This window comes from Actinomadura miaoliensis, from assembly GCF_039536785.1.
Classification (GTDB): domain Bacteria; phylum Actinomycetota; class Actinomycetes; order Streptosporangiales; family Streptosporangiaceae; genus Spirillospora; species Spirillospora miaoliensis.
Genome location: NZ_BAAAZG010000039.1, coordinates 87,229 through 100,883 on the forward strand (window position 1 = coordinate 87,229; position 13,655 = coordinate 100,883).

The window sequence follows — 13,655 nt, forward strand, 5'->3', positions numbered from 1 at the left end:
CGCGTCTTTCCCGCCCCCCGGTGCAGGGGCGCCGGACGGCAGTGCGGCGGCGATGCGTCGTGCCCGTCCGCGACAAAGTCCTGCCAGCGTCTCCCCGCGTCACGTGTGGCGAGGTGAACGCGCAGGTGATCTTCGGTAGAAGGGACTCGTTGACCAGCTGGTCTTCCACACAGGGGGGTGGGGCATGAACATGGTCATCGGGGGAGGCCGCGCGCCGACGCGCGCGGCTCTGGGCACCGTCGGAGCCGCCATGGCCGGCGCGTGGCTGACGGCGGGCCTGCCCGCGCGCGCCGAGGTGCGGTCGGTGCCGACGCGCCCGGCCGTCGCCGAGGGCAAGGTCGAGATCACCTACTCCGTGCCGCGGATCTCCACGGACGGGAACAAGGTCACCTGGCGGTGGCGGCTGCACAACCGCACCGGCCGCCCGGCGTACAGGGTCGTCGTCACGCACACCGTCAAGCCGGCGGTGCCGGTCAGCTCGCCCGACCGGGCGTGCCGGAGGGGCGACGAGGGGACGGTGCGCTGCGCCTATCCGTCGCTGCGGGCGAAGCAGTCGCGTTCCGGCACGCTGGTGGCCCGGCTGCCGGAGGATCTGGAGGGCGGGGTGAACCTCGCCGGCCATGTCGACTGGCGCCGCACCACGCGGCCGAAGGCCGATACCGACCAGCCCGCCGGACGGCCCACCCTGCCGACGGACGGCCAGTCCCAGCCGGAGACGCAGCCCGCATCGGCCCCGCAGGACGACCAGACGACGCCGCCTGGCCCGAGCACGCCGCGAGAGCACAAGCCGCCGAGGGACGAGACGTCCCCCCGAGGCAAGAAGCCCCCACGCGGCAAGGCCTCACCACGGGGCAAGGCGTCCGCGCACGGCAAGACGCCTCGGGGCAAGGCGAAGCCCCGCCACAAGGGCCGGCATGGCAAGCCCGCTCCGCACGCCCCGCGCGACAAGGCGGTCCCGCGCGACAAGGCCGCCGTGAGCAGCAAGGCGCCTCGCAGCAAGGCGGTTCCGCGCGGCAAGACCCAGCACGGCAAGCCCCAGCACGGCAAGAGGCCGCACGGCAAGGTGCCGCCCCGCCACAAGGGGCCGCGTGAGAAGGCGGATCCGCCCGCCAAGGTGCCGCCGCGCGACGCGGACAAGGGCAAGCCGCGCGCCCAGGTGGGCAGCATGCACTATCTGACCGTGCCGTACCGCGGCGACGTCCCCGCCGAGGACGCCTGAGACCGGGGGGCGGGGACCGGGACGTCCAGGAGCGGAGCGGCACGTTCCGCCCCGCCCTCCCGGACGCGCCGACCCGTCCACGGGCGCGCGTCCATGGCGGGCCCCGGGGTCATCGCGATGATCCCGGGGGCCGCCGCGCGTTCAGTACGGCCAGTTTGCGGGGTATTAATGGGGTAGCGGACGACCTTCTCAGGCGCCACACTGATTTCGGGTCGGCCGTGGCGGTCGGCGAGCGCTGGTTCGGCCAGCTATGCCCCTGGGGAGGTCCTCATGGTGGGTGCGCAGGTGCCGGAGACAATACTCGGGCCTCGGTGCGAGGCGCGCGCGGGCGCGTCCACCGAGGCGGAAGAGATCTATGACCCTGCGAGGGCCGTCTGATGAGACAGGTCCTTCTCCTGAACGCGACGTACGAACCACTCACCACGCTTCCCCTCCGGCGGGCGGTCTGCCTCGTGCTCAGGGAGAAGGCCGTGGTCGTGCACAACGACTCCTCGGGGGCGGTGCTGCACTCGGCGACCATGTCGATCGAGGTCCCGTCGGTGATAAGGCTCCGCCGGTACGTGCGCATCCCGTTCCGCACCCGGGTTCCCCTGACCCGCGCCGCGCTGATGCGGCGCGACAACTACCGCTGCGCCTACTGCGGCCGCCGCGCCGAGACCATCGACCACGTCCTGCCGCGCAGCCGGGGCGGCAAGCACGTGTGGGAGAACTGCGTGGCCTCCTGCATGGCGTGCAACCATCGCAAGGCCGATCGGCTTCTGGAGGAACTCGGGTGGACGCTCAACGTCACGCCCGGTGTGCCACGCGGCGCCCACTGGAGGCTCATCGGCGTCATCCACGACGGCGACCCGCAGTGGGCGCCCTACGTCCCCGAATCGGCGGCCTGACCCTCCGGCCGGAGCGCCGTATCCTTGGGGGCGTGCCACGTTATGACTACCGCTGCCGCGCCTGCGGATCGACGTTCGAGGTGTCCCGGCCGATGAGCGAGGCGTCCGCGCCCGCCTCCTGCCCGTCCGGGCACGACGACACGGTGAAGCTGCTGTCCACGGTGGCCGTCACCGGGACGGGCCGCGCCGCCGCTCCCGCCCCGCGTCCGGCGGGCGGCGGAGGCGGCTGCTGCGGCGGAGGCTGCTGCTCCTGAGGCCGTCCTTGTCGCCCCCGCCGGAGGACACCCGATGATCTTCGCGGGCGGGGGCGCGATCGCCGTCCGCGGGCGCATACAGTGCGAACCATGAGCCGACCGCCGTACCCGTTCGCGCAGCGCCAGGACATCGTCGACATCCTCCACGGCCACCGGGTCGCCGACCCCTACCGCTGGCTGGAGGAGCGGGACGACGACACCGAACGGTGGATGGCGGCCCAGGAGGAGCTGTTCCACAAGGCCGTGGACGGGCTGCCCGGCCGTGACCGGCTGCGCCGGAGGCTCGGCGAGCTGCTGGGCGCCGGCAGCGTCGGCTCCCCGGTGTGGCGGGGCGAACGCCGCTTCTTCACCCGCCGGGACGGCGGGCAGGAGCACCCCGTCCTCTACACGGTGGACCCGGACGGCACCGAGCGCGCGCTCGTCGACCCCATGGCGATCGACCCCGAGGGCACCACGACGCTCGACTCCTGGATCCCCGACAAGGAGGGCCGGCGCCTGGCGTACAAGGTGTCGCAGGGCGGCGACGAGGAGTCCAGGCTGTACGTCATCGACGTCGCGACCGGCGAGCGCGTCGAGGGCCCGATCGACCGCACCCGCCACGCGTCGCTGACCTGGCTGCCCGGCGGCGAGGCGTACTTCTACGTGCGGCGCCTGCCCGCCGACGCCGTCCCCGCCGGGGAGGACCAGTACCACCGCCGCGTCTACCTGCACCGCGTCGGCACCGACCCGGAGGCCGACGACGTGCTGATCTTCGGGGACGGCCTGGACAAGACCAACTACTACGGCGTCGGGCTCAGCCGGGACGGCCGGTGGCTGACCGTCACCGCGTCGCAGGGCACCGCCCCGCGCAACGACCTGTGGCTCGCCGACCTGGCCTCCTCCCCCGCCGAGCGGCCCGAGCTGAAGCCCGTGCAGGTCGGGGTGGACGCCTCGACCTGGCTGCACGTCGGCCGCGACGGGCGCGCCTACGTGTTCACCGACCGCGACGCGCCCCGGTCCCGGCTGTGCGTCACCGACCCGGCCGATCCGGCGTACGGGACCTGGCGGGACCTGGTTCCGCAGGACGACGAGGCGGTGCTGACCGACTACGCCATCCTCGACGGGCCCGAACTCGGCGACCGGGCGGTCCTGCTGGCGGGCTGGACCCGCCACGCGATCAGCGAGATCACCGTGCACGACCTGGCCACCGGCGAGCGGATCGGCCGGGTCCCCGCCCCCGGGCTCGGCTCGATCGGCGCCATCATGGAGCGGCCGGACGGCGGCCACGAGGCGTGGTTCGGCTACACCGACAACGTCACGCCGTCGACGGTGCTGCGCTACGACGCCCGCACCGGCGAGACCACGACGTGGGCGACGGCGCCCGGCGCGGTGGACGTCCCGCCGATCGAAGCGCGGCAGGTGACCTACGAGTCCTACGACGGCACGCCGGTGCGGATGCTGGTGCTGGCCCGTCCCGGCGGCGGCGACCGGCCGCGGCCGACGATCCTGTACGGCTACGGCGGCTTCAACATCTCGCTCACCCCCGCCTACTCGGCGAGCATCCTGGCCTGGGTGGAGGCGGGCGGCGCGTACGCGATCGCCAACCTGCGCGGCGGCTCGGAGGAGGGCGAGCAGTGGCACCGCGCGGGCATGCGGGACCGCAAGCAGAACGTGTTCGACGACTTCCACGCCGCCGCCGAACGCCTGATCGCCGACGGCGTGACCGCCCCGGACCGGCTGGCGATCTCCGGCGGCTCCAACGGCGGGCTGCTGGTGGGCGCGGCGCTCACCCAGCGTCCCGACCTGTACCGGGCCGTGGTGTGCTCGGCGCCGCTGCTGGACATGGTGCGGTACGAGCGGTTCGGCCTGGGCGAGACCTGGAACGACGAGTACGGCTCGGCCTCGGTCCCCGAGGAGCTGGAGTGGCTGCTGTCGTACTCGCCGTACCACCACGTGCGCGAGGGCGTGGCGTACCCGGCGGTGCTGTTCACGGTGTTCGACGGCGACTCCCGCGTGGACCCGCTGCACGCCCGCAAGATGTGCGCGGCGCTGCAGCACGCCACGTCCCGTGACTTCGCCGACGCGCCGATCGTGCTGCGCAACGAGACGCAGGTCGGGCACGCGGCCCGCTCGGTCAGCCGGTCCGTGGAGCTGATGACCGACAACCTGTCGTTCCTGGCCGCCCACACCGGCCTGCCGCTGGACGGCGAGGGCGGGGCCTGAGCCGGGCGGTGCCCTGGGTAGCGTCGGGAGGGCCCCGGGGTGACGGGAGACGTTGACGAGTGATCCAATAAGAGGATGAGTTCGTTGACGGCGCACGGCCGGGACGCCCACGGGCGGCGGCCGGCCCCCCTGGAACGGATCGCGGGGCTGCTCAGGGAGCCCACCGACGTGCCCGCCGAGCCGTCCGCGGGCTACCTCGACCTTCTCGGTCCGCAGGCCGGGCCGACCCCGACGCTCGCCCAGCGCGTGATGCAGTCGACGTTCCTGCCGCGGATCTACGAGCGGGTGTGGCGGCCGGTCGGCTTCAACATCGCCAAGGGCTGGCCGTTCGGCCCCGACACCGCCGAGGAGCACGCCCTGGCCCGCGACTGGCTGGGGCTCGGGCAGCCCGGCGACGCCGGGCCCGGGGCGACGGTGCTGGACGTGGCGTGCGGGCCGGGCAACGTCACCCGCGCGCTGGCCGCCGGCGTCGCCGAGGACGGCCTGGTGGTGGGGCTGGACGCGTCCCGCACCATGCTGGAGGAGGCCGTCGCGCACGCCGTCCCGGCCCCCGGCCGCGCCGCCATCGGCTACGTGCGCGGCAACGCCGTCGACCTGCCGTTCCGGGACGGCTGCTTCGACGCCGTCTGCTGCTTCGGCGCCCTGTACCTGTTCGACGACCCGTGGGCGGCCCTGGACGCCATGACGCGCGTCCTCAAACCGGGCGGGCGCCTGGTCGTCCTCACCTCACGCCGTCCGGACCTGCCGCTGGCCCAGACGGGCGGCGGGCTCGTCAGGGCGCTGGTGGGAGTGCGGATGTTCGGCGACCGGGAGATCACGCGGGCGCTGACCGACCGGGGCCTCACCGGTGTCAGGCAGCGCCGCTATCCGCTGATGCAGATGGTCGGGGCGCGCCTGGAGGGTCCGGGAACCGGATGACCGGGCCGGGGCGTCCCGGCCCATGGCGGCTCAGCGCAGGCGTTTCTCCAGGTAGATGTTGACGATCCCGCCGATCACCTCGCGCCGGGTCTCCGTCCAGCCGAAGCGCCGGTACAGGCGCAGCGCCGGATCCTGCAGCTCGGTGGTGTCGGCGCGCAGCAACCGGTAGCCGTACTCGGCGGCCCGCTGCTCCAGCGCCCGGACGACGGCCGATCCGTATCCGCACCGCTGGACGTCCGGCCGCACCCGCAGCCGCACCATCTCGGCCGCGCCCTGGGCCGCGCCACGGGTCGCGGCGGTGGGCGGCAGGCCCACGCCGGACGCCCGCGCGTGGCCGTCCGGCACCAGGTCGGCGCGACGCAGGCCGCCCATGGCGACGATCTCCCCGTCCAGTTCCCCGACGAGGAACTCGCCGCCGTCGCGCAGGTAGATCTCCTCCATGCGGAAGAAGTCGTGGTCGTAGTACACGCCGTCGCCGGGCCGCAGCCCCACCTGGGCCAGCCCTTCGCGGTGCAGGGCGAGCACCGTGGCGTGGTCGGTGCCGCGGTAGCGCCGCAGCCGCAGCCGCAGCCGGCCGAGGCTCCATTCCGGCGGTTCGCCCCGGAGCCGCACCAGACTCCGCGGCGAACCGGCCCCCGATGCCTCGCCGGCTCGAATACGCCCCGTCGCCCCCTGCCCGTCGACGCCCGTGCCGGACGCGCCGGCGCCGGGTGTCGGGGCGGTGCCTCCGTGTGCCACCGCCATGGCGCGGTCACACCTGCTCGGCCGGGGGGACGGCCGACGGGGCGTCCCCCGTGGTGGGGCTCTTGACCCACGGCGTCGTCAGGGCCTCGTAGAAGTCCTTCAGCTGCGGAATCTCGCCGTGCTTGTCGCGCACGGCGGCGCCGAGCTGGCGCGCGCGGTGCACCAGGATGTCGGAGCGGTGCTCGCCCGGCAGGTCGATGATGGCGGCCTGCCCCTCCTGCAGCGCCGCGTCCGGATGGCCCGCGTGCAACTTGCAGGTGGCCCGGTCGAGGCGGACCAGGGTCAGGTCCACGCGGTCGTTGGGCGAGTACAGGGTCAGCGCGCGGCTGAGCACCTCGTCGCCGTGCTTGTGGTCGCCCAGGTTGGTGAACGTGTCGCCCTCGTAGAAGGTCAGCTGCCGCTCGGTGAAGCCGAACACCAGGTCGCCGGTGCTGTCCTTGGACAGCTGGTCGAACACGGCGCGGCCGCGCACCAGGGCGCGGCGGGCGCTGGGGGCGGCGTCGCCGCGTCCGCGCAGGGCCAGCATGCCGAGGGCGCGCGCCTCCACGGCGGGCGCCATCGCGCCCGCCACGCTGGGCGTGCGTCCCGCCAGGTCCTGCGCCTTGCGCGCCAGGTGGAGGGCCTCGCGCGGGTCGCCGTAGTACATCGGCACCAGCGACTCGCGCACCGTCACCCAGGCCCGCAGCGCGCGGTCACCGGTCTCGTCGGCGGCGGTGCGGGCGGTGCGGAAGAACGACCGCGCCAGCCGGTGGTCCCCCAGGTTGATCATGATGAGCCCGGACAGCCCGGACAACTGGGCGGCGATCCGGCACAGCCGTTCCTGCAGTTCCACCGGCTGCCGCCGGTCGCACATCCGGCGCACCTCACTGAAGTCCAGCAGCACGTCGCACAGCATCCGCAGCGACGGCGTGGCCTGGTACTGGCGGCCGTAGGCGAGCGTGGTCTCCTCCCACTGGTCGAGCATCGTCGGCGAGACCGTCGCGTTGACCAGGGTGTCGTCCATCTTGCGCCGGATGCCGTCCACCGCCCCGAGGAACTGGCCGTCCAGCGTCACGCCCGCCCCGGCCAGCAACTGCAGAAGGGTCCTACGAAGCACGATGTCCTCCTCTCCCACATCGATGGGCGCGGCCCCGTCGGCGCGGTCCGGCCCCCGCGGATCGTTGACCGTTATCCAATGGCGGTCGTCCAGTCGCGGAACGACCGCTCCTACGAGGGCGTCGGCCTCCCCGTCCGGCGCCGGCACGGCCGCGGGAGCGGGACACCCGTCCGCGGAGGCGACGGCGGGGCGGACGGCGTGACCGCGACCGCAGATGCAGGGGCTCTGGTAGCCGAGGTCGTCGGGTTCCACCCGGTAGACGGCGCACAGGTAGTGCAGGTACTCGGGCCCGGGCCGCTTGTAGCCGCTCTCATAGGCCGACAGCAGCGTCTCCCCGAGCCGGGGCGGCGCCTTGCCGTCCAGTTCGTACAGGGCCCTGACCTGGGCGACGATGTCGGACAGCGAGACCCCGTGGGACAGCCGATGCGCCTTGATCCGGCTGGTGCCGAACAGCGGCCCGCACTGGTCGTGGATTTCCCGCGCGATCTGTGCGGGCAAACGGCCGTGCGCGAGACCACGCGCGCGAATTTTGCGCGCTATGTCGGTTTCCTTGCGTGGGGGGTCCGACACGTTTCCCGCCTCCTCACGCGCGGCCCCAGGTGATCCGTAAGGACCGCCCCAAAGCCATGGCGACCGGCGTTGAAATGACCACGGGACATCACTTGTTGCGCACGCAGCGTAACCCCCGCACCGGGGCAGGCCAAGCCATTTCCCGGAAACGCGGGCGGAACGGGTGTGGGGGGAGATCTGGAGGTAGAGATTCTTCCTCCGCCGGGGGATGTCCATCGCCCGGAGGTAGGGCAATCCAGAACTTCGCGGGACAGCCGCCTCTTGACCGGCCACCGTGAGAGTTGCAATTCTCACGGCGGGCGACAGAACAGATCCGCAGAGTTCGATCACTTCGAGCACACGGGAATCGTTCGGACGGTCCTCGCAGCACGATCGACGGAGGGGGTGCCCGGGTGGTCAGCGACGAACGCGTCGGCTACCTCAGGGAGCTTGAACAGGAACTCGACACGCGCGGGCTGGTCGCCCGGGTGGTGCGCACCCGCTCGGGCCCGGTCTTCCTGCGGGTGGTCAACCCCGAGGCGGCCAGCCTGGCGGAGGACGTCACCTGCGCCCCCGCCCCCGAGTCACCGGACCACTACTACTGGTGGTCCTGGGGCGAGCGCATGCACCGGGTGGACGATCCCTGCGGCGCCGCCGTCAAGCTGGAGCGCGTGCTGCAGCCGCTCACCGACGAGACGCGCGGCGAAACGCACGCCAAAACCGGCGACGAAACTTGCGCCCAGACCCGCGGCCAGGAGGGGCAGGGCCTCCGGGGTCGCGGTCCGGACCCGGCCGGGGAGTGGCCCAACCGCCACGCCTAGCCGGGCACGGCCTCGTGGGGCCGCGACCTGGCGCGGCGGCCGCGGACCCCACGAGGTTCCGGACCATCCTTCCCTGAGCCTCTTACGGATCTTCACGTGCCCCTTCCGGTGCGCTCGCGACGCGCCCGGCGGGGCGCCCGGTGTGGCGCCTGGCGGGCGCCCGGCGGGGGCACGGCGCCCGCTGACCCGCCGGTGAGGGCATGGTCGTCGAAGTATGAACGCCGGGCCACGTCGCTTACGATCGTCGCGGACGCCTCGGGTCCGCAGTGCCGGCCCCCGGCGTCCACGGTGGTGACGCCGCGGGTCCGCGGCGATGTCGATAACCGGCCGGGAGGGTCCGACACCTATGCCGCTCAGCCTCCACGCGTCCGTGCCCTGGGCTCAGGACGGCACGCCCGAACAGGCGTGCCAGAGCCAGGACCCCAGCGTCGCCTGCCGGCTGGTATGGGGCGTCTCCCACAACGAGGGTTTCACCCGCTTCTTCAAGACGTGGCTGGACCGGCCCCTCTACCTGGTCCTCACGATCGTCCTCACGCTGGCGGTGGCACTGCTGCTGCGCTCGATGGCGCACCGCATGATCACCCGCATCACGCTGCGGATGGCCGAGAGCACCATGTCGGAGAAGGTGCGCGAGCGGACCCGCACGGTGTTCGACGGGTCGCCGGTGCTGCTCAACCAGCGGCGGGCCCAGCGCGCCAAGACCGTCGGGTCGGTGCTGCGCAGCATCGCCTCGATCGTGATCCTGGGCACCGCACTGTTCAGCATCCTGGGGCAGATCGGCCTGAACCTTACTCCGGTGCTGGCCAGCGCCACCGTGATCGGCGCCGCGGTCGGCTTCGGCGCGCAGAACATCGTCAAGGACGTGCTGGCCGGGCTGTTCATGCTGCTGGAGGACCAGTTCGGCGTCGGCGACGTGATCGACGTGGGCAGCGCCAAGGGCACCGTCGAGGCCGTCACCCTGCGGGTCACCCGGATGCGGGACGTCAACGGGGTGGTGTGGTACGTCCCCAACGGCGAGATCAAGAAGGTCGGCAACGAGTCCCAGAACTGGGGCCGCGCCGTACTGGACATCCCGGTCGACATCCACGAGAACACCGAGAAGGTCAGCGAGATCCTCAAGAACACCGCCGACGCGCTGGCCACCGACCCGGCCTGGGAGGACCTCGTCCTGGAGGAGCCGTCGGTGTGGGGCGTGCAGGCGCTCGCGGGCGACGCCATGGTCATCCGCGTGGTGCTCAAGACCGCCCCGGGGCGGCAGGGCGACGTCGCCCGTGAGCTGCGCGAACGTGTCAAGAAGGCGTTCGACGAGGCGGGCGTGTCCGTCGCCACCCCCGCCGCCCCCGCCTGATCGGGCGGCCGGTCCGGCTGCTGATCGGGCGGCCGGAGGGTGCCGCGTGAAATAGGCTGGACGCGCTATGGCTGCTCAACAGGTGACCTTTTACGAAGCGGTCGGCGGCGAGGAGACTTTCCGGCGCCTGGTCCACCGCTTCTACCAGGGCGTCGCGGAGGACCCCCTGCTCCGTCCCCTCTACCCGGAGGAGGACCTCGGCCCGGCCGAGGAGAGGCTGCGGCTGTTCCTCATCCAGTACTGGGGCGGCCCGAACACCTACAGCCAGCGGCGCGGGCATCCGCGGCTGCGCATGCGGCACGTCCCGTTCGTGATCGGCGAGGCCGAGCGCGACGCGTGGCTGAAGCACATGCGCGACGCCGTCGACGAACTCGACCTGCCCGAGCACCTCGACGAGACCCTGTGGAAGTACCTGACCATGGCCGCGCACAGCCTGGTCAACGCGCCCATCACCGGCCAGTAGGACGACGGCGTCCCTCCCTGGGCGGCGTCCGTCCCGGAAAAGCCAGCGGGACCGCCCCGGGGTGGGGACGGTCCCGCGTCTTGGGCCGGGGCCGGGAGTTACAGCGGCGGGCGCCGGTCCAGCATCGGGTCGGTGGCGTCCGACGGCGTGCTCACCGCGATCTTGGCCTGGGGTGCGGTGACGTCCGCCCAGCGCAGCAGGTCGGCGACGGCCTTGGCGCGCTGCTCGGCGGGCAGCCGGTCGATGAGGCGGCCGCTGTGGTTCATGCCGGGCGCCACGTACACCGCCGAGTCACGGCTGCCGCGGCCCAGGCGGAACGGCTTGGAACCCCACGGGTCGTTCTCCCCGTAGACGAACATCATGTGCTCGGCGTTGCCGCGCACCCAGCGGTCGATGTCCCGCATGGCCCGGCCGCCGTCGTAACGCATGCGGATGTCACGCGGCACGTACGTGCGCGGCTGGTAGCTGTCCTCGTACCGCAGCAGGGGGCGCAGGTGCCGGAACTGCGGCGTGGGCCAGCCGAGCTGGGTGCCCGCCTGGTAGTAGTACGGGACGTACGGGGCGAGGCCCTGGTCGGTGTAGAACGAGATGCCCGCGATGGCGTCCAGGCTCTGGTAGAGGGCGTCGTCGGAGGCGTCCAGCGCGGGCAGGCTCGCGCAGTCGGACTGCAGGTGGTACTGCCAGAATCCCCACTCGTAGTCCATGACGGAGTTCTCGAACGCCCGGTCCGGGCTCCGGAGGATGTCGAACGTCCAGCCGTTCTTCGCCGCGTCGGCCTTGAAGCGCTCGAGCATCGCCGGGCGGCGCTTGAGGATCTCCCGGGCCAGGTTCTTCACGTGCGTCCGGCACTGGGCGTCGGTGCCGACCGTGGCGAAGAAGCGGTCGTAGGCCGAGTCGTCGTCGTTGTCGTGGTCGTTGGGCGCCACGTAGACGACGCTGCCGTCGACGTCCTTGGGGTAGAAGCGCTTGTGGTAGACGGCGGTCATGCCGCCCTTGCTGCCGCCGGTGGAGATCCACCGTCCCGTGTAGATCTTCTTGAGGGCGGTGATCAGGCGGTGCTCGTCGGTGGCGGCCTGCCAGATGGTGTCCTTGCTCCAGTCGGCGGGCTCGGGCCGGGACGGGGTGAAGTAGCGGTGCTCCAGCGAGATCTGGTTGCCGTCCACCAGCGCGGTCGGCTCGGACCGGAACATCGTCTCGGGCGTGTTGTAGCCGCTGGTGTAGAGCACCATCGGCCGGTCCTCGGACTTGTGCTGCAGCAGGACGCGCTGCTCGAACCACTGGCCGTGCGGACGCCGGTGGTCGACGGGCTGCCGGTAGGTCAGCCAGAACCAGCGGTAGCCGGGGAGGGTCGAGGCCCTCTCCTCCACCTTCATCCCGGGGATGGCGCGCAGCCGCTCCCCGATGTCGGCCGTCGCCGTGCGGGCCTGGGCCGCCAGAGCCGTCGCCCCGCCGGTCGTCGCCGCCGTCGCCGTGCCGGCCGCGGCGGTGAGGCCGCCCGCGGCCAGCAGCAGGGCCACCGCCCCGCGTGAGAAGCGCCGCATCTCTCCCCTTCCCGTCGATCACCACAATTCGCGGGGCGACAGTAGACGGAAAAGGCAGGCGAAAAGCGACTCCTGCGCCGCTTGTTACACATCCGTGACGGGCGCATTGTTGGCGCCCTCAACGGGCATACCGTCGGACATCGGACCGGCCCGCCGTGACCGGCGCCGGGCCCGGCCGGTCGTCGCCGACGGGGGTGCGCGATGTTCGTACAGGTCGTCCAGGGCAGCGGCGTCACCGAACCCGCCCGGCTGAGGGAGAGCCTGGAGCGCTGGGTGCGCGACCTCGCCCCGGGCGCGCCGGGCTGGCTGGGCGGCACCGCGGGGGTCACCGACGACGGGACGTTCGTCAACCTGGTGCGGTTCGCGTCGCCGGACGCCGCCCGCCGCAGCGGCGACCGGCCCGAGCAGGGCCGGTGGTGGGCCGAGACGTCGGCGTGCTTCGGCGGCGAGGTCACCTTCCGGCACTGCGCCGAGAGCGAGACGTGGCTGGGCGGCGGATCGGACGACGCCGGATTCGTCCAGGTGATCCAGTCCATGGTCACCGACCTGCCGGATCTGCGCGCCCGGTTGCGGGCGATGGACGAGGACGCCCTGCGCGCCTTCCGTCCCGACGTGATCGGCGGCCTGCTGGCGGTGGACCCCGGCGGCGTGTCCACCGAGGCCGTCTACTTCACCTCCGAGGCCGCGGCCCGCGCGGGCGAACGCCGGCAGCCGCCGCCCGATCTGCTGGAGACGATGGACGGGCTGATGCGCTGCTACGAGGGCGACCTCGCCTATTACGACCTGCGGGATCCCTGGCTGTATTCGCCGTAGCCTCCGGCGCCGCTCAGACGCGGCCGCCGGTGAGGAAATGCGCGACCAGCCATCCGAGGCCCAGCACCAGCACCAGCCGGCGCAACTGCCATCCGACCGGCTTGCCGCGCACGGCGAACACGCCCCAGACCAGTTCGGAGAGGGTGTCACCGGACTGCCGGTTGAAAACCGCGGGCAGTTCGATGGCGAAGAACATCAGGATCCAGAAGATCCAGGCGGCGAGATAGGGGGACATGGACGACACCTTGGGGGGAGATTTTCTCTCCCTCTTTACTACCCGTAAAGGGAGATCGTTACCCCAGGTCGACGGGGCGATAGCGGGCGATGAACTCCCGCTCGCGGGGCGTGAAACGGCGCAGCCGTCCCGCCTCCACGTCGAACGCCACCATCACCGAGACGGCCCGCGCGTACACGTGCTCGTCGTCGCGCACCTCGTAGGCCAGCGTGAACGACGCGGCCCGCGCCTCGGTGACCCACGTCTCCACGCGCACCGGATACACCGACGGCAGCAGCGGCCGCACATAGTCGATCTCGTGCCGGGCGACGACCATTCCGCGCACCGGCTCCTCGCCCTTGCGCACCGGGTCGCCGTGGAACATCTCCAGCCGCGCGTCCTCCAGATACCCCAGGAATTTGACGTTGTTGACATGCCCCTGCGAGTCGATGTCGCCGAACCTGATGTGGAATTCGTAGACATGCCGGAAGCCGGCTTCGGCGGAATTCTCGCGCTGCATGTCCTCACCCGGGAGTCGCGAACAGACGGGGCCGATCGTATCCGCGCCCCGCGACGGCCGTGACGC

14 protein-coding genes are annotated in these 13,655 nt (G+C 72.4%); 9 read left to right on the forward strand and 5 right to left on the reverse strand.

Annotation, left to right across the window (positions count from 1 at the left end; translation table 11 throughout):
* Positions 1–184 precede the first annotated feature (184 nt).
* The 5 genes from ABD811_RS25885 (at position 185) to ABD811_RS25905 (ending at position 5,480) form a co-directional block, all read left to right on the forward strand.
* Positions 185–1,219, forward strand: coding sequence for a hypothetical protein (locus ABD811_RS25885; protein WP_344952657.1), 1,035 nt, complete (start codon positions 185–187; stop codon positions 1,217–1,219).
* Between the two features lie 377 nt (positions 1,220–1,596).
* The gene (locus ABD811_RS25890) at positions 1,597–2,106 is read left to right on the forward strand and encodes an HNH endonuclease (protein ID WP_344952659.1); all 510 of its coding nucleotides are present in this window, start codon (positions 1,597–1,599) and stop codon (positions 2,104–2,106) included.
* Positions 2,107–2,138: 32 nt separating this feature from the next.
* Positions 2,139–2,360: an FmdB family zinc ribbon protein gene (locus tag ABD811_RS25895; protein WP_344952661.1), complete on the forward strand. Its 222-nt coding sequence runs from the start codon at positions 2,139–2,141 to the stop codon at positions 2,358–2,360.
* A 90-nt stretch (positions 2,361–2,450) separates the two neighbouring features.
* Entirely contained in the window at positions 2,451–4,562 is a 2,112-nt protein-coding gene (locus ABD811_RS25900; RefSeq protein WP_344952663.1) for a prolyl oligopeptidase family serine peptidase, read from the forward strand.
* 75 nt (positions 4,563–4,637) lie between these two features.
* A complete protein-coding gene (locus ABD811_RS25905) occupies positions 4,638–5,480 on the forward strand; it encodes a class I SAM-dependent methyltransferase (RefSeq protein ID WP_344952664.1) in 843 nt (280 codons plus the stop codon).
* 30 nt (positions 5,481–5,510) lie between these two features.
* Here the strand turns inward: ABD811_RS25905 and ABD811_RS25910 are convergent, their stop codons facing one another.
* On the reverse strand, positions 5,511–6,092 hold the full coding sequence (locus ABD811_RS25910) for a GNAT family N-acetyltransferase (protein WP_344952666.1): 582 nt from the start codon (positions 6,090–6,092) through the stop codon (positions 5,511–5,513).
* 139 nt (positions 6,093–6,231) lie between these two features.
* Positions 6,232–7,818: an NsdA family TPR-like regulatory protein gene (locus ABD811_RS25915; protein WP_344952668.1), complete on the reverse strand. Its 1,587-nt coding sequence runs from the start codon at positions 7,816–7,818 to the stop codon at positions 6,232–6,234.
* 464 nt (positions 7,819–8,282) lie between these two features.
* Here ABD811_RS25915 and ABD811_RS25920 point away from each other — a divergent pair, with 464 nt between their 5' ends.
* The 3 genes from ABD811_RS25920 (at position 8,283) to ABD811_RS25930 (ending at position 10,501) form a co-directional block, all read left to right on the forward strand.
* On the forward strand, positions 8,283–8,690 hold the full coding sequence (locus ABD811_RS25920; protein ID WP_344952670.1) for a hypothetical protein: 408 nt from the start codon (positions 8,283–8,285) through the stop codon (positions 8,688–8,690).
* A gap of 370 nt (positions 8,691–9,060) precedes the next feature.
* Positions 9,061–10,038, forward strand: a complete 978-nt coding sequence (locus ABD811_RS25925; protein ID WP_344952672.1) for a mechanosensitive ion channel family protein — start codon at positions 9,061–9,063, stop codon at positions 10,036–10,038.
* A gap of 82 nt (positions 10,039–10,120) precedes the next feature.
* Entirely contained in the window at positions 10,121–10,501 is a 381-nt protein-coding gene (locus tag ABD811_RS25930) for a globin (RefSeq protein WP_344952674.1), read from the forward strand.
* 98 nt (positions 10,502–10,599) lie between these two features.
* Here ABD811_RS25930 and ABD811_RS25935 read toward each other — a convergent pair whose 3' ends face one another.
* The gene (locus ABD811_RS25935) at positions 10,600–12,042 is read right to left on the reverse strand and encodes a S28 family serine protease (RefSeq protein ID WP_344952676.1); all 1,443 of its coding nucleotides are present in this window, start codon (positions 12,040–12,042) and stop codon (positions 10,600–10,602) included.
* A 201-nt stretch (positions 12,043–12,243) separates the two neighbouring features.
* Between ABD811_RS25935 and ABD811_RS25940 the strand changes: the two genes are divergently transcribed.
* Positions 12,244–12,855: a hypothetical protein gene (locus tag ABD811_RS25940; protein WP_344952678.1), complete on the forward strand. Its 612-nt coding sequence runs from the start codon at positions 12,244–12,246 to the stop codon at positions 12,853–12,855.
* A 13-nt stretch (positions 12,856–12,868) separates the two neighbouring features.
* Here the strand turns inward: ABD811_RS25940 and ABD811_RS25945 are convergent, their stop codons facing one another.
* Positions 12,869–13,090 carry a hypothetical protein gene (locus ABD811_RS25945; RefSeq protein ID WP_344952680.1) on the reverse strand — a complete coding sequence of 74 codons (222 nt, stop codon included), beginning with the start codon at positions 13,088–13,090 and terminating at the stop codon, positions 12,869–12,871.
* A 58-nt stretch (positions 13,091–13,148) separates the two neighbouring features.
* Positions 13,149–13,589: an acyl-CoA thioesterase gene (locus ABD811_RS25950; RefSeq protein WP_344952682.1), complete on the reverse strand. Its 441-nt coding sequence runs from the start codon at positions 13,587–13,589 to the stop codon at positions 13,149–13,151.
* Between the last annotated feature and the right edge of the window lie 66 nt (positions 13,590–13,655).

Bases quoted from the DNA above. Each gene is read 5' to 3' on its own strand.
- ABD811_RS25905 (WP_344952664.1), top strand. From the start codon at position 4,638: ATGAGTTCGTTGACGGCGCACGGCCGGGACGCCCACGGGCGGCGGCCG.
- ABD811_RS25950 (WP_344952682.1), bottom strand. From the start codon at position 13,589: ATGCAGCGCGAGAATTCCGCCGAAGCCGGCTTCCGGCATGTCTACGAA.
- ABD811_RS25900 (WP_344952663.1), top strand. From the start codon at position 2,451: ATGAGCCGACCGCCGTACCCGTTCGCGCAGCGCCAGGACATCGTCGAC.
- ABD811_RS25945 (WP_344952680.1), bottom strand. From the start codon at position 13,090: ATGTCCCCCTATCTCGCCGCCTGGATCTTCTGGATCCTGATGTTCTTC.
- ABD811_RS25940 (WP_344952678.1), top strand. From the start codon at position 12,244: ATGTTCGTACAGGTCGTCCAGGGCAGCGGCGTCACCGAACCCGCCCGG.
- ABD811_RS25885 (WP_344952657.1), top strand. From the start codon at position 185: ATGAACATGGTCATCGGGGGAGGCCGCGCGCCGACGCGCGCGGCTCTG.
- ABD811_RS25890 (WP_344952659.1), top strand. From the start codon at position 1,597: ATGAGACAGGTCCTTCTCCTGAACGCGACGTACGAACCACTCACCACG.
- ABD811_RS25935 (WP_344952676.1), bottom strand. From the start codon at position 12,042: ATGCGGCGCTTCTCACGCGGGGCGGTGGCCCTGCTGCTGGCCGCGGGC.